Annotated in this window: 22 protein-coding genes; 8 read left to right on the top strand and 14 right to left on the bottom strand. The window is 46.6% G+C overall.

The window, feature by feature from the left end; translation table 11 throughout:
- Positions 1-5 precede the first annotated feature (5 nt).
- The gene (locus WCK19_RS06840) at positions 6-500 is read right to left on the bottom strand and encodes an SRPBCC domain-containing protein (protein WP_342396632.1); all 495 of its coding nucleotides are present in this window, start codon (positions 498-500) and stop codon (positions 6-8) included.
- A gap of 424 nt (positions 501-924) precedes the next feature.
- A complete protein-coding gene (locus WCK19_RS06835) occupies positions 925-1734 on the bottom strand; it encodes an alpha/beta hydrolase (protein WP_342396631.1) in 810 nt (269 codons plus the stop codon).
- Between the two features lie 164 nt (positions 1735-1898).
- Between WCK19_RS06835 and WCK19_RS06830 the strand changes: the two genes are divergently transcribed.
- The gene (locus WCK19_RS06830; RefSeq protein WP_342396630.1) at positions 1899-2102 is read left to right on the top strand and encodes a hypothetical protein; all 204 of its coding nucleotides are present in this window, start codon (positions 1899-1901) and stop codon (positions 2100-2102) included.
- A gap of 5 nt (positions 2103-2107) precedes the next feature.
- Positions 2108-3346 (top strand): glycosyltransferase family 1 protein, encoded by a 1239-nt coding sequence (locus WCK19_RS06825; protein ID WP_342396629.1) that lies wholly within the window; start codon positions 2108-2110, stop codon positions 3344-3346.
- Between the two features lie 37 nt (positions 3347-3383).
- Here the strand turns inward: WCK19_RS06825 and WCK19_RS06820 are convergent, their stop codons facing one another.
- The 7 genes from WCK19_RS06820 to WCK19_RS06790 form a co-directional block, all read right to left on the bottom strand.
- Positions 3384-4463: an aminopeptidase gene (locus tag WCK19_RS06820; protein WP_342396628.1), complete on the bottom strand. Its 1080-nt coding sequence runs from the start codon at positions 4461-4463 to the stop codon at positions 3384-3386.
- Positions 4464-4554: 91 nt separating this feature from the next.
- Positions 4555-4968, bottom strand: a complete 414-nt coding sequence (locus WCK19_RS06815) for a secondary thiamine-phosphate synthase enzyme YjbQ (protein ID WP_342396627.1) — start codon at positions 4966-4968, stop codon at positions 4555-4557.
- 88 nt (positions 4969-5056) lie between these two features.
- Complete coding sequence (locus WCK19_RS06810; protein WP_342396626.1) at positions 5057-6280, bottom strand: 6-phosphofructokinase; 1224 nt, start codon at positions 6278-6280, stop codon at positions 5057-5059.
- Positions 6264-7283 (bottom strand): nucleotidyltransferase domain-containing protein, encoded by a 1020-nt coding sequence (locus WCK19_RS06805; protein WP_342396625.1) that lies wholly within the window; start codon positions 7281-7283, stop codon positions 6264-6266. Before WCK19_RS06805 ends, WCK19_RS06810 begins: the two co-directional genes overlap by 17 nt.
- Positions 7284-7342: 59 nt before the next feature.
- Entirely contained in the window at positions 7343-9064 is a 1722-nt protein-coding gene (locus tag WCK19_RS06800) for a carbon-nitrogen hydrolase family protein (protein WP_342396624.1), read from the bottom strand.
- 6 nt (positions 9065-9070) lie between these two features.
- Positions 9071-9319 carry a hypothetical protein gene (locus tag WCK19_RS06795; protein WP_342396623.1) on the bottom strand — a complete coding sequence of 83 codons (249 nt, stop codon included), beginning with the start codon at positions 9317-9319 and terminating at the stop codon, positions 9071-9073.
- Between the two features lie 113 nt (positions 9320-9432).
- Positions 9433-9945: an adenine phosphoribosyltransferase gene (locus WCK19_RS06790; protein ID WP_342396622.1), complete on the bottom strand. Its 513-nt coding sequence runs from the start codon at positions 9943-9945 to the stop codon at positions 9433-9435.
- A gap of 188 nt (positions 9946-10133) precedes the next feature.
- Between WCK19_RS06790 and WCK19_RS06785 the strand changes: the two genes are divergently transcribed.
- Together WCK19_RS06785 and WCK19_RS06780 are read left to right on the top strand one after the other, a co-directional pair.
- On the top strand, positions 10134-11228 hold the full coding sequence (locus tag WCK19_RS06785; RefSeq protein WP_342396621.1) for an acyl-CoA dehydrogenase family protein: 1095 nt from the start codon (positions 10134-10136) through the stop codon (positions 11226-11228).
- Between the two features lie 18 nt (positions 11229-11246).
- Positions 11247-12515 carry an acyl-CoA dehydrogenase family protein gene (locus WCK19_RS06780; RefSeq protein WP_342396620.1) on the top strand — a complete coding sequence of 423 codons (1269 nt, stop codon included), beginning with the start codon at positions 11247-11249 and terminating at the stop codon, positions 12513-12515.
- Between the two features lie 63 nt (positions 12516-12578).
- On the opposite strand, the gene WCK19_RS06775 is transcribed toward WCK19_RS06780, so the two are convergent.
- Both WCK19_RS06775 and WCK19_RS06770 read right to left on the bottom strand, forming a co-directional pair.
- Positions 12579-14405: a WD40 repeat domain-containing protein gene (locus WCK19_RS06775; RefSeq protein WP_342396619.1), complete on the bottom strand. Its 1827-nt coding sequence runs from the start codon at positions 14403-14405 to the stop codon at positions 12579-12581.
- Between the two features lie 45 nt (positions 14406-14450).
- Entirely contained in the window at positions 14451-16793 is a 2343-nt protein-coding gene (locus tag WCK19_RS06770; protein WP_342396618.1) for a bifunctional (p)ppGpp synthetase/guanosine-3',5'-bis(diphosphate) 3'-pyrophosphohydrolase, read from the bottom strand.
- Between the two features lie 326 nt (positions 16794-17119).
- Here WCK19_RS06770 and WCK19_RS06765 point away from each other — a divergent pair, with 326 nt between their 5' ends.
- From WCK19_RS06765 to WCK19_RS06750, 4 genes are all read left to right on the top strand, one after another.
- Positions 17120-17902, top strand: a complete 783-nt coding sequence (locus WCK19_RS06765; protein WP_342396617.1) for a uracil-DNA glycosylase — start codon at positions 17120-17122, stop codon at positions 17900-17902.
- An 18-nt stretch (positions 17903-17920) separates the two neighbouring features.
- Entirely contained in the window at positions 17921-18589 is a 669-nt protein-coding gene (locus WCK19_RS06760) for a hypothetical protein (RefSeq protein WP_342396616.1), read from the top strand.
- Between the two features lie 123 nt (positions 18590-18712).
- Entirely contained in the window at positions 18713-20377 is a 1665-nt protein-coding gene (locus WCK19_RS06755) for a ribonuclease J (protein ID WP_342396615.1), read from the top strand.
- Between the two features lie 4 nt (positions 20378-20381).
- Entirely contained in the window at positions 20382-20684 is a 303-nt protein-coding gene (locus WCK19_RS06750; RefSeq protein WP_342396614.1) for a hypothetical protein, read from the top strand.
- A gap of 59 nt (positions 20685-20743) precedes the next feature.
- On the opposite strand, the gene WCK19_RS06745 is transcribed toward WCK19_RS06750, so the two are convergent.
- The 3 genes from WCK19_RS06745 to WCK19_RS06735 form a co-directional block, all read right to left on the bottom strand.
- Positions 20744-22174, bottom strand: coding sequence for a radical SAM protein (locus tag WCK19_RS06745; RefSeq protein WP_342396613.1), 1431 nt, complete (start codon positions 22172-22174; stop codon positions 20744-20746).
- A gap of 158 nt (positions 22175-22332) precedes the next feature.
- A complete protein-coding gene (locus WCK19_RS06740; RefSeq protein ID WP_342396612.1) occupies positions 22333-23595 on the bottom strand; it encodes a glycosyltransferase in 1263 nt (420 codons plus the stop codon).
- 8 nt (positions 23596-23603) lie between these two features.
- Entirely contained in the window at positions 23604-24818 is a 1215-nt protein-coding gene (locus WCK19_RS06735; RefSeq protein WP_342396611.1) for a glycosyltransferase family 4 protein, read from the bottom strand.
- Between the last annotated feature and the right edge of the window lie 40 nt (positions 24819-24858).

Here is a 24858-nt window from a genome sequence, read left to right as displayed (position 1 = left end):
AGGTCTTATACAGCAGCCAATTGTAGTGCCGGGACATGATGCGCCCTTTTACGGCGTATTATTTCGTTATGCACCAATTTGGCATAAGTTTGCACTACCTGTCGGGCTTTAGGACGCAATACATACCAGCCCATTTTGCCCAACAACCCGCCAAGACCTACTTCAATCTCAAGTGTAACCTTCGAGCGGTTTTCCCCCAAGGGCAAGGTTTGGGTTCTGGCATTAGCTTTAAAGTACGCCCCTGTCATAGAGTCATTTGCTCTTCCCTCAATATCAACCCGGCAGGTTTTATGATCAATTAGGATGATATGCATATTTCCGGTAAACATAAAAGTAAAAGGTCCAATATGAACCTTTACTGCCCCCAAATAGTGAAGCGGGCTAGTTTCGGTAACTTTAATTACACCGGGGATAACAAGAATAGGGGAAGGGAAATTAGATAAAAACTCCCAAGCATCCGCATGGGGACAATCAATGATGAATTCTTCCTTAACAATCATTTTGAATTTTCTCCAAAAAGAGTCTGACTCAACCGTTAATAACGGGAACCAGCTGAATTGAATCTGTACGGTTCAATCAGGCTGAGCCATTGCTATCCCGCTCCATGCTTCCTACTGGCTTTAAAGAGCGGATGGGCTTGGAATACCCCTTTGATAACCTACCATACTCCTTTGGATCCTAGAATATTTCCCTCTAACTCTAGTGTACTAGAATTGTCAAGATATTCACAAATAACTCTAGCAAGTGGGTATCCAAGAAAAATGGTAAGCACATTTGCTAACCTATAATGCTAACCAATTGAACTACTCATAAATACTTATGAACGGCACAATCCAAGAATAACCCAAATCAAGCGCGACTGCAACTTGACCAATTGCATTTTTGCTATCTTTTAACGTCAAGGAGTATCAAGTTAATTTTTCTCTAATCCTCAGTTCTTAAAAACTTCAACACTTCTCTATTGAAAACATAGCTTTGGTCAAACATCAGGCTGTGAGTGCCGTTTTCGATAAGAGCCAAGCGAGCATTCGGCATTAAAGCTACGGTGCGTTGTCCTAACTGTGGCGGCAATACCGAATCGGCAGTACCCCATATCACCAGCGTAGGTGTAACCACTTTTCGCAGGGTTTCTTCTACCTCCGAATCATTGAAAATTGCATAAATGCTCTGCCCCAATGCCAGCATATCGGTACGCATTGTACCAATCGCAATGGAAATGGTTTGGTTCAGCGGTACTTTCACTTTAGGCACTTTGCTAACATAACTTGACCAATCCTTAAAGGAAAGCGGTATGCCATTGGGAGCAACCAGTACCAGTTTTTCCAACATTTCAGGATGCTTCGCCGCTAACCTTGCCGCTATCTGCCCTCCCATGCTATGCGCTACCAAATGAGCCTTTTTTAATCCGATTAAATCCAGCCAACTTTTTACAAAATCTGCGCCCCGATTAATGGTAAACCTGCCGGACAACCTTTTGCTCCTGCCAAAACCGGGCAAATCCAGCGCGTAGGTGCGATAGAACTTGCTGAACATGGGCATGTTCTCATGCCACCAGTTCAACTTACCACCGATGCCATGTATCAATATTAGCGGGGGCTTATCCAACGCGCCACTGACCTGATAATGAATTCGTAGCTCAGCCACATTACAATAAACATCTTCTACCGGGTAGATTTGCCCTAGCGATTCCTTTATTTCTTGATTTAATGAAGTTTCATTGAGCGTCTGGGACATCTATACTCCAATTATCGGATACAATTATGCTATAATAAAGGGGCTGTGAATTTCTGTACAATATCCTCCATTAGTAATTATAGCGTAGGATACTTAATGTGTACTGTAGCAAATATATCAATAGCATTACAATTTTTTTATCTCAATGAAAGAGGTGAATAGCCTTGTCAAAAGTAATTGGAACAGCTTTATTGTTAGGTTTATTGTTCGCTGCCGTGTTAAGTTTGGTTTTGCTAGGAGTACAGTGGGTGCGTTATGCTGATATAAACTCCGCCCCTAAAAAAGCTGTTATCTATGCTCCTTCTTCGAGCGTAGCCGATTACACGCTAGTAGATAGTAGAATAGCTTACAATTGGAGCATTAACTAATCTCAATGCGGGTTGCAATAAACGGGCAGTTCTGGAATCAGGAATTTACCGGAAGCGGTCAATATACCCGTCACCTTTGGAACGAACTTTTAGACCTCAATACGGGGATTGAAGAAAATTCGTATTATCTGCTTGGCGATGGCGCACCATTTAAGGGAGTTGCCGCCGACCAACAATTCCAGATACAACCGCCCGCTTCGATACAACGCGCTGGGGATAATGTTCAAAAGGTGTGGTGGGAACAAATAGGCTTACCCACCCTGATACAACGCAATGCTACCCTCAAACAAACGCTCGATGTAGCGCATTATCCTTATTTTGCTGCCCCACTGCTCGGTTTAAAAAGAAATGCTGCTCTAGCAGTAACCATCCATGACCTCATTCCCCTTGCCCTACCGATTTACAGTTCTGGACGCGCTGCTTCGTTATACTTTCGTCTTGTAAGCGCGGCAGCCCGGCGTGCTGACCTAATCTTTGCAGACTCTGAGTACAGCAAACAAGATATTCTGAAATTTCTAAAAGTGCCTTCCTACAAAGTAGCCGTTGTCTATCTAGGGGTAGAAGCGCGTTATCAGGCGGGGCGTGTGCCTGAGCAAGAACGGCAAGCCCTCTTAAAACGCTATGGCTTGAACGGGGATGAGCGCATTATATTTTATCTGGGAGGCTTTGATGTGCGAAAAAATTTACCCATGTTGGTAAACGCTTTTGCCCGCGCTCTCCCCCGTTTAAAAGAACTGGAACAACAGGACGGCGGCGGACGTTGGACGTTGGTATTGGGTGGTAAGCGACATAGCAGCAATCCGATTATGTATCCAGACTTGCAAGCGCCTATCCGCAAAACTTTGGGTGAGGGCGAAGATGCCAAGCGCATCCATTTTACCGGGCTTATAGACGAAGCCGATAAGCCTTTGTTCTATCGCGAGGCGGATATTTATGTCTTTCCCTCCCGCTATGAAGGGTTTGGACTCGATCCGCTAGAAGCCTTAGCCAGCGGTGCGCCTGTTATCTGCTCAAATGCCTCTTCATTGCCGGAGGTAGTGGGACAAGCAGCAATGCTTGTTGCACCCGAAGATGAAAAGGGCTGGACAAACGCTATCATAAAATTGGCATCCAACCAAAGCACATGCCGGGAATTGTCAGAATTGGGAACACGGCAAGCACAAAAATTTACGTGGCGCAAAACCGCCGAACGTACCCTCGAACTTTACCACATGCTAGGGTGTATCAAAACCAGAGGTAACTAAAAAGCGGCGCATCCTAAAGAACGAGCCGCCTAGATTCCTATTGTGCCAAGAAGGTGAATTTACCGCCGCGCATAATCTGATTGCCATCTACCCAGATATTGCAGTTCTTAGCAATGGCATCCACATGGGTAGGTGCGCTCCAATCGGCGCCAGTCTGGCTACCATAGGGGTCGCCAAGCGCAATGTGCATACCCGGCAATTTCTCATCTTGCAACAGGTTGTAAATCATCTTCTTTACGCCGATATTAGCCCCGATTGCCCACTCCCCAATGCGGTCGCTATTCTCGCTCAGATGCACATAACGCCAGAACTCGGTTTGCAGGTACTTGTTATCGCAGTGTGCCGAACGTAGCCGATTATTTTCAATCTCCAGTGTAATCGGAAATTCTTCAAGATTGCCGTATTTCTGGGAAAAGTAATCGCCGATTGTTCCGTCCACTACATAGATGCCGTTCACATTCTGAGGGGCAGTGAAAACCTCTCCGGCGGGCAGATTCGACCAAATTTGCGGGGTAATCATCCCGCAGGTCTTGATCCACTTAATATCAGGGTCAAAGGTAGCTTCAATATCGGTTCCTGCATCGGTTTTACAATTGATAGTGTGGCAAGCAGATACCATAGTATGGATTTTAGTCCCAATACTATCTACCACAGTATAATCAGCCCGCATACCTTGCAGCATTATTTCGGGCGAAATCATCACCATATGGGCGTAGCGCACTTGGCGCTGCTCGATAACGTTTACGAACTGTCTGCGGGCAGGCAATTCGCCCTGCTGAGATTGCACCGCATAAAGCGCGACCTGACTTTTGGCAATAGCCTCAAGGATTGGCTGAGGCATGTTTACCAGCGAGCGCGTGCTATAATCCTCAATTACATAGGGCGTAACAATAGCCCCTGCTTTTACCGAAGCCTCAAAAAGCGATGCTCCGATTTCGATTGTCTCTTCATCAGTTACAACCGTCATTACCTCGCCGGGTTGAACCTTAAGGCAAGTATTGATCGCGTTAAGCGCGCCCTCACGATAATCAGGGTTAAAGGGTAATTCTTTCAGACTGTCGCTCAAATGGCGCGTAGGATAACGATTAATTTCTGTCAAACTTTCAAAACCTCGCATTCAGGAGTAGCCCCTACATCAAAACACATGCGGTAATTGAGGATTATTCTACCATATAAAGTTAGTTAACCAAACCCCCAATGATAATTCGCTACTCCCCGATTATTTTTATTATGATTCGTTTCTGGCGGCGACCATCAAATTCGGCATAATATATCTGTTGCCACGGTCCGAAATCGAGTTTGCCATTAGTAACCGGACAAGTTACGGAAGAATGTAGCAACAGGTTTTTAAGATGGGCATCACCGTTGGTTTCGCCGGTGCGATGATGAAGATAGTCTGAGCGAGCAGGCGCAAGCTTCTCCAACCACTGCTCAATATCGTGGATTAAACCATCTTCTGCATCATTTATGTAAACTGAACTGGTAATATGCATACTGCCCACATATGCCAGCCCTTCCTTAATACCGCTTTCACGAATTACATCCGCAACCTCACGGGTAATATTGATATATTCATGCTCGTTACGGGTATTGACTGTCAGATATTTTGTAAGACTTTTCAAGTTGGATAACCTCCTGCTGAATTCTAAATACAGCCTAATAAATAAAGGCGAGCCTATGACTCGCCCTCACTAAATTCTTGAGACTTTTCTACTTCTTCGCCACAAGGCGAGTTTTATCAAAGTGAAAATAGTCGAGTATGGGGCTGCCAATAAGCGGTTTGGCATAATCAAGAAAAGCTTGAGTAACATTATTGCCCGCGCTATTAATATAATCGGCAGGCATTTTGCGCTCGCTATGTGCAACATTCAAAAGAGGGGTTGTTCCGGTTGTTATTGCATATTCCTCGTTTGGCGCATTTACTCGCTGGATAGTAACCATCAAGTCTGATTGTTCCGAAATAGCCAAGCGTACTCCTTCAGTCCCTACCAACCAAGCTTCCTCTAAGTCAACCTCGCTCACACAGTTCATACTCATGCGCTGAAGTGTGCCGGGCTTATCAAAACGGCTGGTCAACCCCAGTTCCTTCATCACCAACCCGGTCAGATAACTGGCGGGACCTTGATAATAGCGATGACCGAAACTATCCACGAAATAAGGCTCACCCCTCCCGGACAGAGGCTTACCGTACTGGTCTTTGACCGTTTCGCCGATTACTGCCACACAATAGCCGTATAGCGCATAGGTGCGTTTTACGTCCCGCAGAAAATCATCGGGATTCAAGCCGCGTTCGGGGGTATAAATCAGATGCGGTGGGTCGTCCTCACGCACCCTTGCCATAGCCGCGCTGGCAGCCACCCACCCGGCATTGCGTCCCATCACTTCAAGCAACTTGACTGGATGTACCACTGCCGCAGCCGCAGTATCTATCGTGGTGTCGCGCGTCGCTTGGGCAATATAACGCGCAATACTTCCGTAACCGGGGCAATGATCCATATCAGGCAAATCATTATCAATGGTTTTGGGTATGCCGATTGCGAAAAGCGCATAACCTTCAGCTTTAGCCAGCATAGCAAGGCGGTGGCAAGTATCGGCGCTATCATTGCCGCCAATGTAAATGAAATAACGGATATTGTGTTTCTGCAGAATTTTCAATACCCGTTCGGTTTCCGCTTCGCCCAATTTTAAGCGGCACATCCCTAACGCTGCAGAAGGGGTGCGTTTGAGATGTTCAAGCGCGGCGGGAGTACCTACCTGCGCTCGCAAGTCAACAATGCGTTCGTTCAATAAACCCTGCACGCCTTCGAGCATGCCATAGATTTCGCCAACCTTGTCGTTGGTTAGAGCTTCACTGATTGCGCCCGCCAAACTGCTATTTATCACAGCGGTTGCGCCACCTGATTGCCCGATTAGCAAATTACCCTTTTTGCTCATTTAAGCTTTGCGCCTCTTTAATGTTATATAAAGCCTGATTAATCTCCGATTGCAACTCTAGGTCATCACCCGATTCCAAGCCTTTTAATGCTTCTAACGCCTCATCACCGGGATAGATAATTTCCCCTAACCGATGAATTGCCACTCTACGAGCATCCCGGTCTGAAGATTTAACTTCATTTAGCAAGAAATTGCGATATAAGTTCAGGTAATGATTCTCAAAAAGCGGTACACGACTACAGATTTCACGCAATGCTTCGCGGTCTTGTGCTTCCTGTGGTATTAAATAATGCCATAGGTTTCGACCCTTATAAAAAGCGTCCTCTACAAAACCAGCCCACTCATCTGCCACCAGTTCAAGGTATAACCGCAAGCAGTTTTCCTTGCCAATGGCAACTCTACCCGTTTTCATGGCGATAATTGCAGTAGCCATCCAGCCCACGGCTGCTACCATTTCTTTGATACTATGCACATGTTCACCATCCGGTAAGATTAGTTCGCGCTGCGTATAGCCATAAAATTCCTCAGCCGGATTTACCGCATCAAGCGGATAGCGCAAAAATTGGGGAACGCCACGCCAGAATAGCATGCGACTAATCGGGGTATGCGCTGCCCAGTGTACATATTTTTCGGTGGGTATTTCTAGAATTGCTTCCCGAATATCTTCACCATAGATAAAGTGTCCCCCCCACTTTATAAAATAGTTGACCTTTTCTTGCAAGGAACTTTCACCTTGAGGTTGTATATCTATGAATATCTGAGCGAGCAAAGAAAGTTCCGCGCTTATATCTCTAACTAGGTCACGCTCTTGAGAAGTCAAATCCCCTTTGAAAATTAGCTCTATATCTAGGTCGCTTGTTTCAACTTGGCTACCATCGGCGTAACTTCCGGTAAGGTAATAGCTCAAGATTCTACCGGGAAAAACAATTTCCAGCAAACCGACTACCCCACCTAAAATATTATCAATCCGGCGGTTACCGGTATTAGAAGCTAACTCTATCATATTCGAGCATCTCCCGGTTCTAATGGTCAGAAGTTAATCAAGCTAAAAGCCCTTACCGCTTATTCCGGACTCTTTTCGAGTGTCCCGGAGTTCTCATCCTCTGTCAACATATGATAAACGTCCGGCATACGATTGTAAACCACGTCCGTACCGGGTGCGCTTAATTTATTGCGGCTCAAGCCTAATATAAGCTGTGCGCTAACCGCCATCGCAGTATCGGGCAAAGCGGGGGCAATTACCGCGCCGGAGGGGTCAGCAATTAGCGAGGAACCGCGTATGCTATTTCCAGACAAATCTTTAAGCGTTTCTAAGGGAGTAGCTGCCAGCACATATACCCTGTTTTCAGAGGCACGCGAACGTACCAACTGTGACAGGCTGAAATCGTTAGTAGGCAAAACCGCGCGGGTTGGATACAAAATTACGTCTGCCCCTTTGAGCATCAAGCACCGAGCGACTTCCGGTCCATAGCCATCTGCGCCCAACATCACCCCTATACGCGCCGCGCTACCGTTCAACCTAACAACAGGACCAATCTCGGTGGCGGGTGTCCAATAACCTTCATCTTGCACGGTAAAATGGGTTTGCCGCCATACGCCCAGTTCCATGCCATTTTGGAATAGCCGTGCCGTTTTATAACGGCGGTTGCCTTCGCTTTCAACAGCGGTTGCCAGTATAGCCACCCCACGTAGTTTACTAAGAGTGCGATAAAAAGGGAAAACCAAATCGCCGCGCTGTGCCGCTTCTTCGGCAAAACCGGGCGCAATATCCGGTAACGCCACCAAATCAGCCGATTCACGCTCCAGTTGCTTAACCAACGTCCGCGTGACTTCGCCCATCTGCTCGGTGCTAGTAAAAGAGCGATATTGCGCTACCGCTGCCCGAATATGGGCGCGGTGTGGCACAAGCGCTTCTTGCAAAATAAAATGGATGGGCTGATTTTCAGTGGGTTCTACTAAATCGTGATAGAGCTTTGGGTAACGTGGGGCAGAAGGCAAGGGACGCGGCTTCAAATCGATTTCAGCAAAAACAATTTCTTCTTTATCGGATGAGCCTACCGCTACTTTCTTACCTTCAGGGCTAATAATGCTGCTCCGTCCGGCGTAAAGCACCGTGCCGCGTTCTAAACCAATCTTGTCCGAAGCCACACACCAAACGCCATTTTCAAAAGCGCGGGTTGCCAGCATAAAATCGGCTTGCGGGTTGGTAAGAGCTTGGCGGTCTGTGCCGTAAGTAACCCACGCCGTTGGGTCAACGATGATTTGTGCGCCTTGCAACGCCAATATACGGCTGATTTCGGGCTGCCGTCCATCGGCACAGACAATCATTCCAATACGCCCGATTTCCGTATCAAACACCGGATAACTTGTACCGGGGCAAAACCATTTGCTATCAAAATGCCATAACAGGCTCTTGGCAGTCCGCCCGATTACATCCCCAGCCGGGGAAAACAGTACCGCTTCATTATATAGCAGCAACTTGCCTTCCGGGTCTTCGGTGGGAGTGGCAAGACCCACTATGATATGGCAATTATGCTGACGCGCTTTCTCGGCAAAGTGGGGAAGCGGGTCGCCGGGATAATGTGTCTTGAATTCTTTCTCATTACCCAACACATAGGCGGGATAGGTACATTCGGGGGTAACAATCAGGTCGGGCTGATATTCGGCAGCGGCGCGGTCAATCAAAGCCAAAGCGCGTTGCAATGCCTCATTCGCCCGTGGGAGGTCGAGTGCCTCTAGTTGCAGGCTCGCTACCCGTAGTTTTCGCAGGTTATTTTCCGACATCAAGGCTTACTCTTTTGGTTTTTTGAAATAAAGGGAGTGATGTTCAGTACCGTTGTTACCAGCGCCTACCATCTCCCAACCTTCTAAGCCTAAGCGGGCTATTACCTTGGCGACATCATTGCCTTCGGTTTTGCTCTTAATATCCACGATTTCAATACCATCCTCACGAAAAAACCAGATTGCAGGAAAAGAAGGTTCGAGATTTCGCATTAATTTACCCATTCCAATTACGCAGCAATATTCCCATTTAGCCATTAGGAAAAACTCCTTATGTTATTTACCAAAAGTAACCTTGCAATTAGGAGGGTTAATGTTGGGCATAATACTTGCCCAACATTATATTCCGGCTTAACTATTCATCACTAAGCCTAATACTCTACCAGAGATTTTACATCGAAACGGCTTAACTTCTCACGCCCGTTGAGGAATCTTAGCTCTATCAGGAAAGTCATACCCTGCACTTTCCCGCCCAACTTCTCTACCAGATTGGCAGCGGCTGTTACCGTACCGCCCGTAGCCAGCAAGTCGTCCACGATTAAAACATTCTGACCCGGTTTGATGGCATCCTCGTGAATCTCAATCTTGTTGGTGCCGTACTCAAGGTCGTATTCCTCGAAGATAGTGCTGTAAGGCAACTTCCCAACCTTGCGAATAGGTACAAAACCTGCTCCCAATCTATCGGCAAGGGGCGCGCCAAAGATAAAACCGCGTGATTCAATACCAACTACCAAATCAATCGGTTGACCTTTGAATAAACCCGCCATCTGGTCAAAAGCGAACGTCATCGCTTTGTGGTTTTGCAGCAATGGCGTAATATCCTTAAAAAGGATACCCGGCTTGGGAAAATCTGGCACATCGCGAATCCAGTCCCTTAAATCCACGTCTCATTCTCCTTTGCTAAAAAACGGAGCAGTAGCGCCCCCATCAAACACTACCGTATTGCCTGCACGTTTATCTTATCACAAGTAATTGTAATTGACACCTTCGGCTCAATCCACTATTCTCAGATAACGCCGGGCAACGGTGCCCGGTTTAAAAAGACCATATAAAATCACATTGGAGAGTAAGAATGATTTCCTTTGCGCCAACTGAAGAGCAACAGGCAGTTATTGATACTATCCGCCGCTTTTCCCGCGACAAAGTAAGCCGGGCGCGTCATGATGCGGACGAAAATAATGCTTTTGCGCCCGCACTGGTACAGGAAGGCTGGCGACTCGGTATAGTAGGCGGCTGGCTACCCGAAGAATTTGGCGGTCTGGGTGAGCCACATTCCGCAATTAGCGCAGCTATTTACGCGGAAGAACTGGCTTACGGAGACCTTGCGCTGGCATTGCAAGTGCTTACCCCCGCGTTGTTTGGCTTGCCGATGCTTAAATTCGGCAGCGATGCCCAAAAAGCGCGTTGGTTATCACTGCTAGGCGAGGACAAACAACCCGCCCTTACCACCGCTTTCACCGAAAACGGCTGGAGTTTTGACCCTAATAGTATGAAAACCACCGCTCGCCGTGAGGGTGATGACTATATATTGGACGGCGTAAAGGTACGGGTTGCAAACGCGGAAGGGGCAGATGCCATTCTGGTCTATGCCAATGAAAACGGCGCAACCCAAGCCTTTATCGTAGAAAAAGGCACAGAGGGTTTGCAAATAAGCCAGCGCGAATCGCTGATGGGCTTACGCGCCTTGCCTACTTACGGCGTTACCTTGAATGGTTGTCGCGTTCCGGCAACGGCGCGGCTTGGTGAGGATAACGGGTGCGACATACGCCACTTGCTAAACGTTTCCCGCGTAACGGTAGCAGGCCTGGGGGTGGGAGTAGCCCGCATAGCCCTTGAGCATGCCCTTGAATATGCCAAACAGCGACAGGCATTCGGTAAATTTATCGCCCAGTTCCAAAGCATCGCCTTTATGCTGGCGGAAATGCAAATGGAAGTTGACTCGGCGCGACTGATGACATGGGAAGCCGCTTGGAATCTGGATAAGGGCAACGAGGCTACCCGCGAATGTGTGCTAGGCTTCAACTATGCCAATGATACGGTTATGACGGTGGCAGACCGAGCAGTTCAGATTTGGGGCGGGCATGGCTACATTCGTGAGAATCCGGTTGAGCAACTTTTACGCAACGCCCGCGCTTTTGCCAGCCTTACCGGCGCGGCAATGCTATAGAAAGAAAGAGGCAAAACGATGATTGATTTTGAAATTCCAGCCTCTTTAGGCAAACAGTTACAAATTCTAGAGCAGGTAGCGTTGAACGTAATGCGCCCCGCTTCCCGCCATTTTGATGTGCATGAGCATGACCGACCGTGGGATTATATCAAACTGATGTGGGATGGCGGCAATAACGCCGGGCATCGAGAACGTGCTAGTAGCGGCGATTTGCTCTCTATGTCGGGTGGCGAAAGTGGCGAAAAGGTCAGCGGTCCTAAAATCCGCAACCTCGCGCTGATGTACACCGTGGAGATGCTTTCCTACGGCGATTGCGGTTTGTACCTCTCCACCGCCGGGGGCGCGTTAGGGGCAGCAGCGGTAGAAGCAGCCGGAACCCCCGAACAGCGCGAACGCTTCCTAACTCGCTTCAAAGGGGGCGAACCTAAATGGGGCGCAATGGCGATGACCGAACCGCAAGCCGGAAGCGATACCGCCAACATTCGTACCACCGCCAAGCTGACCGAAGACGGCAAGGAATGGATTCTTAATGGCGAGAAGATTTTCGTCACCAACGGCTTGATGGCAGCCCAAGAATCGCCCGGAATCGTGGTGGTATGGGCTACCATTGCCCCCGGTACGGGACGCGCCGGGATGCGGGCTTTCGTGGTAGAAGGCAACACTCCCGGTATGACGGTGGCACGTTTGGAGAAAAAACACGGGATTCGCGCCAGCGATACTGCTGCCCTCACCTTCGCCGATTGTCGCATCCCCTACGATAATATTATCGGTAGCCCCGAACTGGCAAAAGCGGAGGGAAAAGATAGCAAAGGCTTTGCCGGCGCAATGAAAACCTTTGATGCCACCCGCCCCTTAGTTGCTGCCAGCGCCATTGGAGTAGGACGCGCCGCGCTCGATTTCACCAAAGATTTCTTGTTCAAACAAGGCGTTACTATTCGCTACGATGCGCCCCCTAATGTGCTGACGGCAGTTGAGCGCGATGTGATGCGGATGGAAGCGCAATTGCGAGCTGCTTGGTTGCTGACCATACGGGCTGCTTGGCAGATGGATAGCGGCATCTCCAATTCGCTGGAAGCCTCGATGTGCAAGGTGAAAGCGGGCGAAGCGGTAACGTGGGTTACGCAGAAAGCGGTGGAATTGCTAGGCGCAGAGGGCTACGATTGCAAACTGTTGGTCGAAAAGTGGATGCGCGACGGCAAGATTAACGACCTATACGAAGGCACAGGACAGATTAATCGTCTGGTAGTAGCGCGACGCATGCTCGGTTATTCCAGTAAAGAACTATAGGTGATTTCAGGCAAGGGGTTTAAACCCCTTGTCTTTACATTCTTACTACTTTAAGCAAAAGACCTATTCATCCGGTTTTTGAGACTCTAGGGCTTTCCACTCTTGGCGAACCTTCTCAATATTCCAAATCAAAATGCGATTATCGGTGGCGCAAATCAAGCGTTTGAGGTCGGGTGAGAAAATTACCCTAGTCTTACGCCCGGTTATACCCAATTCCAGCAAAGCCGCCAGACGCGGTGGATTAATCACGCTGCCTTCCGGCATAATATCCCACAGCTTCAAAACCCCTTCCTCATCAACCGCCGCGAGAACCAGATTGTCAGGGCTAAAAGCGAGGTCACGGATGGGGCTGGCTCCAACCACAATATCAATGTAATCTGCTGCCCGTAAGTCCCAGATTCGTACTACTGAATACCATGTCTTACCGGAAGAATCTGCACTACCGGGCGGCAATTGCTGGAGAACAGGTTGGCGGCTATATTTGGAACGTTTCGGAGGTCGGCGAATCGCATCTTCCAAAATCATTATACCGATAGCCATTTCAAACCCATCGTGATTGAAAGCAAACGTAGTCAGTTTCTCTACGCTTGTTTTTAATTCGGCAAACCAACGCCAGCCAGTATAAACATTTTGGAGCAATACGCCTTTCTTAGCAATAGCCGCAATTTTTGTACCGTCCGGACTGAAAAGCAAACCCCAAATTCCTTCTTCATTGCCAAGCTGTGCATTGTGCCGAATGGGATAAGAACGCAAAGGACGGGTCTGGTCGGCTACCACATCCCAGAAAAAGATTTGACCTGTGGCATCGCACCACGCAAATTTTGTGCCTTCAGGGCTGATAGCTACGGGCGCAAACCCCCCGTATCCCTTTAAGAATAGCTCACCTTCCGGCTTTAAAACTTTGACCGAATCATTTTGCCAGTCACCCAAATAAACCGTATTGGGAATAACCCAAACAAATTTCCCGCCCCCAGCCGGCACAAGAAAAGTATAATTAAGTAGCGATTCAGGTACTTGCTTATTTCGAGTTATAAAAGATTGGGTTTTGGCAAGAGTGGTAGTTTGTATCTTATTGGTATGCCAATCCCAGAACTTGATTTCGGGGGGGAATAATACCCCTTTTCTACCGCCTGCTTGGAAGTGTGGAACTGAGCCATCGCTGGCAGCGAAAATAACCGATGCATTAGCAGTAATACCCAAAGTATTTACGTGCCAACCGCCTTGCCCAATCATTGTTTTTTCCAGAGCGGGATGAACACCTACTTTTTCGTCATGGATAATAGCATGTAAATCTGACTCAAACGCCAACGGACCATGCAAAAGACGTTCTGATTGTCCCCTTGATAAGTCTCCAGAAATCATTTTTATTCTAAATTGATTTAGCCAGATAGCCCAATTCAAGAACCACGGTATTTTCTGCCTGTTCGGTTTATCAAACAGCATAAGAAACGGCTCAAAATTATATATAGCAGCAAGCAGTAAATAAATACCAAATACCAGTACCCCTATTGCCGTAATGAAACCCCACACAAACATTAAATCCTCAAGTGAGGTTGAGAACAAATAATATATCATCACTACCAAAGTAAAAAGGCTGAATAAAGAACCCAGCAAAAGAGTAGTCCCCATAACAACGGGAGCAGAGCTATCCAGCCATTTGGGCGGGGTTTTGGGAAGTCTCAAGAATATTTTTAGGGCAAACCGAAGCCCAAATACCAGCAAGCAGAGAAAAAAGAAACCGATGACAAAACCGGGTAAGCGGAAACTCAAAGGGGTAAACAAGTTTATAAAGTAGCCTACAAAGCCAAAATAAGCCCAAACAGGCACAGTAATAAGCCATAGCACGGCTAACAAAAATTCGTCAAGACGTGGGCGGGTTACAGAAGGCATATAATAACCCCAATATATTAAAATAAGAATGAAAGTAGATAGCTTCTAGCTTTTGGTACGATTGCTATTGGGTACGTCCCGCCGTACCTCAAGCGCATCCTTTACACCCTGTAGCTTGTGAAACACACGGTAGAGTTGGTCAACGCTGGTAACATCCACATTAAAAAGGATAGGTATAATGCCACGCGAATTGGTCGGAAGCGTCCGAAAATCGCTCATATTGATGTTTTCGTCTGCTACAAGTACCGAAATATCCCGCAATAAGCCTACTCTATCCATTGCTTCCATGCGTATAGGCACACGGTAGTATTGAACGCTTTTATCTCCCCAGTTTACCCGCATCAGACGACCCTGATCTTTCTCCGGGATATGGAGAATATTTGAGCAATCCGAGCGGTGTACTGAGATGCCTTTGGTCATAGTGACATAACCAACCACCTCATCACCGGGTACGGGATGGCAGCATTTAGCCAAGCTGGTAAGTAACCCATCCATCCCCGATACCTGCATATTAGCAGTTAGTATCGGCGCTTTGTCATTGCCGCTGGTAACAATGCTATTGGGTTGAGCAAATTCTGGAAGGCTCTGTTGAGTTTTCTTTTCTTCCAACAAACGATTAGCTACGGCATTTATCGTGATACCACCATAGCCGAGCGCAGCCAGAAAATCATCTGTTTTATCATACTTGGGGAAATGGCTGGCAACATTCTCAAAGCTGATGTTATCCAAGCCAAGCCTTTTGAGTTCGGTTTCAAGTATATCCCGACCGTGCGCGAGGTTATCATCACGCTCTTGCTTGCGGAACCACTGTTTAACTTTATCCCGCGCCCCAGCCGTTTTGATGTAGCCTAGCGCCTGATTCAACCAATCACGGCTAGGTCCCTTACGGTTCTTCACCTGAACAATTTTTACCACTTCGCCGTTTTGCAACTGATAGCTGAGCGGTACTAAGCGATCGTTAACCCTTGCGCCGCCGCAAGTATGCCCAATATCGGTATGAATCCGGTAGGCAAAATCAATCGGAGTTGCCCCGGCAGGTAAATCAATTATATCGCCGCGAGGGGTAAAGACATAAACCTGATCCTGAAACACATCAGACTTGAGGGTTTCAACAAAATCCATTGCATCCGAGTTATCGCCGGAATCCTCGCGCCAATCTATCAGGCGGCGTAACCAAGCGATTTTTGCCTCAAACTCAACATCCCGTTTGCCACCCTCTTTATAGCGCCAGTGTGCCGCAATACCGTATTCTGCCACTTCGTGCATCTGTTTAGTGCGTATCTGCACTTCCAACGAACGCCCGTCCAAAGCCAGCACCGCCGTATGAAGCGATTGATACATACTCTCTTTGGGGTTAGCTATGTAATCATCAAACTCGCCGGGTATAGGTCGCCAGAGCGTATGAATCACACCAAGCGCGGCATAACAATCGCGCACATCCTCAACCATAATGCGAATTGCCAGCAAGTCATAAATCTGGTCAAAAGGACGATTCTTACGCATCATTTTTTTATAGATGCTGTAAATGTGCTTAGGTCTGCCCGTTACTTCCAGAACGTGGATACCCTGTTCTTCAAATGCCTTTTCAACCGTGTTTATAACCTTCTCAAGATAGCTTTGCAGAGTCTCGCGCTGGTCATATATAGCAACAGTTATTTCTTTGTAATTGTCAGGATGTAGATAGAAGAAGCAAAGGTCTTCTAGTTGCCATTTAATATTCCAAATACCAAGGCGATTGGCGAGTGGAGCGAAAATTTCGAGGGTTTCGGTAGCAATTTTTATCTGTTTTTCGCGTGACTTAAACTGGAGAGTCTGCATATTGTGAAGGCGGTCAGCCAGTTTTATCAACACAACCCGCACATCATCTACCATCGCCAGAAACATTTTACGCAGGTTCTCAGCCTGTTCCTGTTTCTCATGCATAGCCTTAGTGGTATGCTCAGTGCCGGGATCCCATTTGATTTTCCCTAATTTGGTTACACCGTCAACAAGCTTGGCAACCTTTTCGCCGAAAACATCATGGATTTGTTCGATGGTAACGTGGGTATCTTCTGGAACATCATGGAGCAGCGCAGCAATTACCGAATCGCGGTCGAGTTTCATTTCAGCGATAGTGATTGCTGCTGAAATTGGATGTGCTACATAAGGCTCACCGCTGGCGCGAGATTGCCCGGCATGCGCGGCAGCAGCAAAATGAATAGCTCGTTCTATAATTGCAATGTCAGACTGAGGCAAACTGGCAGAAACAGCCGCTATCAATTTAGTAGTATCAGGTATCTCTACCGCAGTTCCGCCGACTTTTTTTTCAGTTGAGCGACCATTCTGCTCTACCTGAAGCTCAATAACGCCGGATTTTACAGTTGGAGGCGTTTTATCAGAATCATACATCAACTATAATCCTTCCGCTTCAGCCGTATTTATCAGGGGGAAAGCTCGGAGTAATTATCAATTAAAAGAAGCCCGGCTACAAACTATTAACTCTGCCGAGCAACTACAATAGTAATACCACCCTAAGTTCGGATGCGGCAAAAGAGGCAAATATCTCAACCTAGCATATTTAACCGAAAAATGAACCCAATTAAAATTATATTCTTCACCTTGTGATATGTCAATTGCTTGGCGCATTATTCCAAAATAGGGTATAATTTACTTTATTGCTGAATATTACAATACTAAAAATATATGAGCTTCAATTCGGAGTTGACCACTAATAAATGTCGGCGGAGATACTAGCTAAAATAGCGGAGGAGGTGGCAGAATGTACCAAATGCCATCTTTGCAAAGGACGCACTAAAACCGTTCCCGGAGAAGGAAGCCCCGAAGCAAAAATTATGTTTATTGGGGAAGCACCCGGTTATCATGAAGATATTCAGGGCAAGCCTTTTGTTGGGCAATCCGGGCAATTGCTGGAAAAAATGCTGGTTGCGCTTGGCTATACCCGCCAAGATGTGTTTATCGCCAATGTCATTAAGTGCCGCCCGCCCGATAACCGTGACCCGCAGGACTCTGAAATAGCCGCTTGCAAAAGTTTTCTCGACCGTCAGATTGCCGCGCTCAATCCTCGCTTAATCGTTACTCTCGGTAGATTTTCGATGCGGCGTTGGTTTCCCAATGAACGAATCAGCCAGATTCACGGCAAGCCTAAAGAAGATGATGGGCGTATTGTTATGCCGATGTTCCATCCCGCTGCCGCCCTGCGCGACCGTATCCGCACTTACAATATGTTCAGAGAAGATGCCTTTACCATTCCCGATTTGCTAAAAAGAGCAGAGGAATTAGCCCTTACCGAATTATGGAGCCAAACCTACACACCCATAGAAAAAGCCACTCCTGAAATATCGGTACAAATTGCAGAACAGCGGACAGAACTGACCACCCAAAGCGTTAACGCGGAAATCGTAGCAGATATTGCTAAAGAAGAAAAACCTCCTAAAATCGCGAAACCGCGCAAAAAAAAACAGGATGAGCCACCCGCCGAGCAGTTAACCCTGTTCTGATTGAAACGAGTCAAAGTTATGAAGGTGTACAGGGTTTCAAACAAAGGTAAAGTACGGGCAGAAATATTGCTGATAACAATCGGAATTCTTTTCTTGTACACCGCACGAAAAACGCTTGGTCTATGGCAAAACTCACAAAAAAAAGATACCGATTTATTGCTTTTTGGCATAAACCTGAATAGCACCTTCCCTGCTCTATTATTGAGCCTTATCGCACTTGCCTGTATTCCGGTGTGTTGGTATCTGCTAGTAGAACTCTTTACCCATATCGAAATTTCTGATAGTGGAATTGGCATCTCCGCTCCCGGTTATCGAATTTACTATCGCTGGTCTGAGGTCAGCAGAATTGATGTGCTGGAGTCAATTCAAGAAGATGCGGTTGCACGACTCGGTATTACCACTAACGATATACCCGGTATAGCCTCAGAAGAAAAGCACTCAGATACATTTCTGAGTGAACCGGATCGCAATTCAATTCGCGAAGAGCGCAAGCTAACTCGTCAGCGACACAAGCAACGCTTGTCTCTTATTCAAACACACGCTACCCGTGCGGATGGGCGAGCCTTAAGCCCTTGGACTCGATTGCTCTACCCGCAAGCGCGTCGCCCCGACCAGATGTTGTTATACCCGGCTTTGAACAACCGGGCTGACCTTCTTGCCGAAATCAAGGGCTATCTCAAGCAATAATCAGGTAATTCAAGGTAGTTGGGCTGCCACCTGAAAGCTGCTTGTTCTTGGAAATTGGAGGTTAGTAACCTCACATTGTTTTTTTTAACCCTTATTTTTATATTTTGGAGGTACTTAAACATTTTGGATACAACTGATCGAATAAAAGTTATTCCACTTGGCGGTGTTGGAGAAGTGGGTAAAAATATGACTGTCTTCGAATATGGGGACGATATAATTATTGTAGATGTGGGTTTGGGATTTCCCAGCGAGGAAATGCATGGTATTGACCTCGTAATTCCTGATATTGCCTATCTTGAAGATAAAAAGGAATATATCAGAGCAATTATCCTTACGCATGGTCACGAAGACCATATCGGGGCGTTAGCTTTCCTGCTTCCCCAACTTGGGATAGAAATTCCAATCTACTGCACCACTCTAACCGCCGGGCTAGTCAAAGTAAAACTAAAAGAGCGCAAATTAATTGAAACCGCTAATCTGCGCGTTATAAGCCCAGATGACAAAATTATAGCGGGAAGTTTTACGATTGAGCCATATCGGGTAGCGCACAGCGTGCCGGATGGGGTTGGGCTGGCTATTTCCACTGCGGCTGGAACAATTATCCATACCGGAGATTTCAAATTCGACCAGACTCCAGTGGATGGCAGAATCACCGATTTCGGCAAAATCGCCGAGTTTGGACGGCGCGGCGTATTATTGCTGATGAGCGATTGCGTTCATGTAGAGAGCAAAGGCATCACTCCTAGCGAAGCCGCTGTAACTCAAACCTTTGACCAGATTTTCCGGGAAGCAGAAGGGCGCATAATCGTGGCTACCTTTGCCTCGCTTATCAGCCGTGTGCAACAAGTGGTGGATGTAGCCTACCGTTACGGGCGAAAGGTAGTCGTAGTAGGGCGAAGCCTTGAGAACAACGTTGCAATGGGGCGTGAGTTGGGTTATCTGGATATTCCCGAAAACACCTTGATAAAAGCCGGAGAAGCTTCCAAATATGACCAATCGCAATTGACCTTTGTTGTAACCGGGGCGCAAGGCGAGCCAATGGCAGTTTTGAGCCGAATTGCCAACCGCGAACACAAGAACTTAACGATTCAACAGGGCGACATGGTTATAATCTCCGCCACACCGATTCCCGGCAATGAAACGGCAGTTGGTAATTGCATAAACAATTTAATCCGGCAGGGGGCAGATGTAACTTATAGTACCATCCAGCGCGTCCATGTTTCCGGTCATGCCAGCCAAGAAGAACTCAAATTGATGATAAACTTGGTGCGTCCGCGTTACTTGATGCCAATACATGGGGAACCACGCCACCTAGCCCTTTATTCCAAACTGGCGCAAGAATTAGGCTATACCACCGAAAATATCTTCATCTCTGAAAACGGCAAAGTGGTAGAAGTTGGTCCAAACTTTGGAGGGATTACCGGCACCGTACCGTCAGGCGCAACCTACATTGACGGCAATAGTATTGGAGAAATCGGCGATATAGTTATCAAAGACCGTGGCTTACTGGCACGCGATGGCGTATTGATGGTGGTGCTGGTAGCAGACCAAGAGTCCGGTTTGCTGGTAGGACCTGCCGATGTGGTGAGTCGCGGCTTTGTCTATGTGCGGGAAGCCGGAGAATTGATGGACTTCGTAAAGCAAAAAGTAGAGCAACGCTTCGGCGATGAAGACCTGCTGTCTGACCAAGCTGGCACAATCCGCAAGGTTAAAGATTTTGTTGGCGATTTGCTCTATATGCAGACTAAACGACGACCGGTTGTTTTGCCTGTCGTGATGAAAATCTAAGCTAATGCAAAATAACAACGAACCTCCCAACCAGACGAACGCTGGCAGGAAACCGCCGCGTTGGGCTAGAATTGCCAGTTATATTCTGGTGGGATTGGCTTTATTCCTCACTCTAGTTTATGACCGACTAACTGACCAATTGGGTATTCCTTCCACCATGTTAGAGGTATCAGCCTTAGCTTGCTTGGTGGTAGGAGGGGCGCTTTTTCTTTTTGTGAAAGAGCGCCACCCTGTTGACCGCTCAAGCGCATATAAAGAGATATTTCGCCGTGAAATAGAAGATACAAAAAAGAACGAGCCAAAATAAAAAGAGGATGGTCGGGTTATATGCCTGACCCCTCTTTTATTTTGCGTAATTACGGTTAGTTAGTTAGTTGCCCATGGCTGCTTGTTAAATAGATTTGGCAAGGTGCCAAACATATATTTAGGGCGCGTATAGTACATGGTCATCATCCGGCGTTGCGAGAACTCTACCTCACTTGGAGATAGGTTATCTAGCTTCATCACACTGTGATAAACATCGTAATGCCGCCAGTTTCTGTCAAAAATGCGATCCTGATACAAATCCCAATCATCTGTACCAATATAGGGAGTAAGAATATTAATCCAGAGCATTTCAGGGGCAAGCTCCATCAAATAACCGAAGTTACGGTTAATTGATTCATGGGTTTCTTGAGGTGTCCCCACAATAGTAGATGCCAAGCTGATAATATTATGCTTCTTGAGATTCTTTACCGCTTCAAAGTTGTGGTCAACAGTAGCGCGTTTGCGATAAAGCGCAAGAGCATTTTCATCCATACTCTCTACTCCCAACAAAACCGCTTCGCAACCCGCCCTTGCCATCATTTCTACCATATCTGGATGTTTCGCTATCGAGTCGCATGAACACTGGCAAGTCCAAGAGAACTTCATGTTCCGGCGCAAAATTTCCTCGCAAAACTCCATAGTCCGCTTGTAATTGATGCTAAAGATGTCATCGGTAAAAAAGATATTTTCAAAACCGAGCCTCAAAGCTTGTTGAACCTCATGCAAAATACTATCGGGGCTTCGATGCCGCCATTTCGCTCCATAAATCGAAGTAACGATGCAGAAAGAACATTCATAAGGGCAACCCCGACTGCCGGAAATCTGGAATTGCGGCTTGCCAAGTTTACCGAAACGGTTAAAGCCTTTCTTGCGATACAGTTCCATATTGTTCAGGATGCTGTGATCCGGCAATGGCAAAGCGTCGAGATCTTGAATCCAGTGACCGGCAGGGTTGTTCACAACCACATCCTCTTTTTTGTTGTACCAACTTATGCCATTAATTGTGCTAGGGTCACAGCCATCTTTCTGAGACAGGGCATTAACCAAGTTAAGTATGGTTACATCGCCCTCACCGCGTACAATGAAATCCACAACCCCGGTTCGCAAGGTTCTTTCGGTGTCAAAAGACACATGATTTCCGCCCATAACCACGATTTTGCCCATCTTTTTAGCAAGTCGAGCAATGGCAATAGCATCGTAATAGCGCACAGTATCGGTAGTGATACCCACAATATGTGCGCTGCGCGGAATCTGAAGCTTTTCACCGGATTTCACATCGTTAATTGTCACATGGTGTCCGGCTCGCTTGAGAACTGTAGCAGGATACAATAACCCCAACGGAATAGTGTTGAAAGTGAGTAACTTTGCATAACTTTTATCTAAAGAAGGCACAGGCGGGTTAATGAAATGTACATGTAAAGAACGAGCAGGTTTGCTATCGTCCAATAGAGAAGCCAAAGGTAAGCTTACATAATGGGAATGGTTTTTCATATAATCTCCTTGAGACAAATACCACGAACAAGGTTTATTTATGTGAAGTGGAAGAAACAACATTACTTATGGTTTATCTTAAATCCTTAAAATAGCATTGTAAGTAGCTATAACTACACTTGTACGGTATTTAGTTATAAGTGTAGTTATAGTGGGTTCTAAAGAGGCTTTTCGATAAACACGCGGGTTTTTAAGTCAAGCGGCATTTTCAGCCCAACCCAAACCCCTTTCAGATTAGCCTTCAAAGCGCGTAAGCCTAAAGGTCGTTGCCTTTTTAGCAGGCGCAACGTCAGATAACTTACCGAATTCCACAGCAACCCAGTAAGCAATAGCATGCCCTTTAGCTCTCCTGCCCTTACATACTTCATGCACACCGCGCTACCGCTTAGTTGGTAGCCATCTATCAGCTTTGAAAGTTCTTCTCCAGCACGAAACCCGTCATGCCAGATAGTACAGGCAGGTGATTGGAATACCAGAAACCCGTGACGTACCGCTCTGAAAACCAAATCAAAATCATCGGAGGCAGGGATAGGAGTACCGGGACCGATTTGTTCATCAAACAACCCGGACACTTCAAACACTTCGCGGCGAGCAATCATATTTGCACCCATACCCGCGCCTCCCGGTTCTAATAAACGTTGCATGCCACAATAACGCGCGTGAGGTAGCAGAAAGCAGGGAATGTAACCCAATTGGGGGTCATATGCGGAAGGTAACACTTGCCCTACTAGCATTCCCACTTCCGGGCGGTTGCGGAAAATTGCCGCGATATTGTTTAGCCAGCCTTTTTCAGGTCGGCAATCATCATCAATTATACCGATTATAGAATGACGGGCAAGCGAATATGCGGTGTTAAAGGCTCTACTCCTGCCCTTGCTGTCGAGCTTAAGGTAACGTACTCTGCTATCGGTGGAAAATTCTTGAAATACAAACCCTGAGTGATTATTATCGCTCTGGTCAATTACCAGCAAATCAAGTTCGGGATATTCATCCACAAGGATTGAGGAAAGGCAAGTTTGGAGAAAAGCGGGACGGTTGCGAGTGCAAAGAATAAGGCTGATACCCGGAGTAGAGCCTGAATTTTCGATTGGAAGAGCCTTTGCATATGTTCTGAAGGCTTCAATAGAACCTAGACCTACCGCCATTCCTCGATAAAAGCTAATCGTCTCAGCCAATTGGCGGGTTTTGCCTTCCATTGCCATTAGCAAGAACAAAGTAAACCGATATAGACTTTTGAAGGATATGATTTTTAATAGCAGAAAGCGAAGAATAGGAGAATAGAGATTAAAGCTCTGACAGATTCGCCAGAGTTTTGAGCTTCCAGAAGTAGCCGCCGCCAAATCCTCACATGCTAAATTCAGCCCTTCCTCGTATTTACTTTCACAACTATGTTTATAAGTAGTTAAAATAGTCAAAATCATCCACGAACCTATAGCATTACTGTTTCTGGAAACACTTCCGGCACGTAAGTTGCGCCGATAACATGTGCCAGCACTCTATCCTTGAAATGCCCCACCGTCATTACTTCATTTACTACCAAACTAGCATTGCGTCCAATCTCTTTTGCCTTTTCAGGGTTTTCTAATAAATACGCGATAGCCCTTCGGATTTCCTCAACTTCACCGGGGTTCACATAAAACCCGGTTTGTAACTCGCTGAGTTCATCTGAGGCAAACATACGAAGGAAGGTGCTAAGTGAAATTCGCTTGAAATCGCCTCTACTATGGGAACGTTTATCGTTTATTACATCCGATTGTCCAACGCTACGAGTAGAAATCACCGTTTTCCCCATCCCCATAGCTTCGAGAATAACAGTGATACCTGCCGCATGGTCAACATCGCGGGTAGGCACTACCACTAAAGCAGCGTTTGCATACAATTCGCGCAATTCGGTGTAATTATAGAATTTCACTTTAACATTGGGTGGCAATTCGCCTTCCAAACCCGCGCCTGTAGTATGCGACCAGTGGCTACCAACTGCCAGTTTTAATTCAATATCAAGACCCTCAATCGCTTTGATTAGAGTACCATAATCACGACATTCCAACCCGGCGCTGCAAATATAAGGCTTCTTAGGTATAGGTTGGGTGCGGTTCTCTTTTGCCAATTGCGCTTCGTAGGCTTGCTGGCTCCAGAAAGCGGTATCAATCTGGTAAGGGATAAGTTGGATTTGTTTGGAGGTAAAGCCGCAGCGAGCTATAGCGACAGTTTGCTGTGCTAAGGTATGTACAAAAACGGTATCAATTTGCTTCTGCACTTTTAAATAATCAAGGAACACAGTCCGAGAGAAGGGAGTAAGCCAATGGGCGATGAATAAAAGTCTTTTTTTTCTTTTTGACAATTTGAAAAGGAAAGCAAGAGGTAAGCCAATTGGTTCACAATCAGCATAAACTGTATCGTATTTTCGACTCTTCACAAAAGCCACCAATACCAAAGCCACTGCATAGCCCACAAAGCGTCGTATCAGCCTAGCCCACAAAGTAGAGTCAACTGTTTCTCTATCAATGTAATCAACATCAACATTTTCGGTCAACGCAATATAATCAGAATACGGAACAGCACCCCTGCCATGTTTTTGAAGTTGCTGTTTACGTTCTTTTACTTTAGCATTGAAAACCATCAATACACGGTTTTGACGACTCATTGAAATTTATAACCCCTTTTAGTTAGTAAGTAGTAACATT

The organism is Candidatus Chlorohelix sp., assembly GCF_037138995.1.
In the GTDB taxonomy this organism is placed as follows: Bacteria; Chloroflexota; Chloroflexia; order Chloroheliales; family Chloroheliaceae; genus Chlorohelix.
Note: the sequence above shows the minus strand (reverse complement) of the source record. Positions and strands in the feature narration are given on the sequence as shown.

Excerpts from the sequence above, each read along its gene's own strand:
- WCK19_RS06840 (WP_342396632.1), bottom strand. The coding sequence starts at position 500 with ATGATTGTTAAGGAAGAATTCATCATTGATTGTCCCCATGCGGATGCT.
- WCK19_RS06835 (WP_342396631.1), bottom strand. The coding sequence starts at position 1,734 with ATGTCCCAGACGCTCAATGAAACTTCATTAAATCAAGAAATAAAGGAA.
- WCK19_RS06825 (WP_342396629.1), top strand. The coding sequence starts at position 2,108 with ATGCGGGTTGCAATAAACGGGCAGTTCTGGAATCAGGAATTTACCGGA.
- WCK19_RS06820 (WP_342396628.1), bottom strand. The coding sequence starts at position 4,463 with ATGCGAGGTTTTGAAAGTTTGACAGAAATTAATCGTTATCCTACGCGC.
- WCK19_RS06810 (WP_342396626.1), bottom strand. The coding sequence starts at position 6,280 with ATGAGCAAAAAGGGTAATTTGCTAATCGGGCAATCAGGTGGCGCAACC.
- WCK19_RS06805 (WP_342396625.1), bottom strand. The coding sequence starts at position 7,283 with ATGATAGAGTTAGCTTCTAATACCGGTAACCGCCGGATTGATAATATT.
- WCK19_RS06800 (WP_342396624.1), bottom strand. The coding sequence starts at position 9,064 with ATGTCGGAAAATAACCTGCGAAAACTACGGGTAGCGAGCCTGCAACTA.
- WCK19_RS06795 (WP_342396623.1), bottom strand. The coding sequence starts at position 9,319 with ATGGCTAAATGGGAATATTGCTGCGTAATTGGAATGGGTAAATTAATG.
- WCK19_RS06785 (WP_342396621.1), top strand. The coding sequence starts at position 10,134 with ATGATTTCCTTTGCGCCAACTGAAGAGCAACAGGCAGTTATTGATACT.
- WCK19_RS06780 (WP_342396620.1), top strand. The coding sequence starts at position 11,247 with ATGATTGATTTTGAAATTCCAGCCTCTTTAGGCAAACAGTTACAAATT.
- WCK19_RS06775 (WP_342396619.1), bottom strand. The coding sequence starts at position 14,405 with ATGCCTTCTGTAACCCGCCCACGTCTTGACGAATTTTTGTTAGCCGTG.
- WCK19_RS06770 (WP_342396618.1), bottom strand. The coding sequence starts at position 16,793 with ATGTATGATTCTGATAAAACGCCTCCAACTGTAAAATCCGGCGTTATT.
- WCK19_RS06765 (WP_342396617.1), top strand. The coding sequence starts at position 17,120 with ATGTCGGCGGAGATACTAGCTAAAATAGCGGAGGAGGTGGCAGAATGT.
- WCK19_RS06760 (WP_342396616.1), top strand. The coding sequence starts at position 17,921 with ATGAAGGTGTACAGGGTTTCAAACAAAGGTAAAGTACGGGCAGAAATA.
- WCK19_RS06750 (WP_342396614.1), top strand. The coding sequence starts at position 20,382 with ATGCAAAATAACAACGAACCTCCCAACCAGACGAACGCTGGCAGGAAA.
- WCK19_RS06745 (WP_342396613.1), bottom strand. The coding sequence starts at position 22,174 with ATGAAAAACCATTCCCATTATGTAAGCTTACCTTTGGCTTCTCTATTG.
- WCK19_RS06740 (WP_342396612.1), bottom strand. The coding sequence starts at position 23,595 with ATGATTTTGACTATTTTAACTACTTATAAACATAGTTGTGAAAGTAAA.
- WCK19_RS06735 (WP_342396611.1), bottom strand. The coding sequence starts at position 24,818 with ATGAGTCGTCAAAACCGTGTATTGATGGTTTTCAATGCTAAAGTAAAA.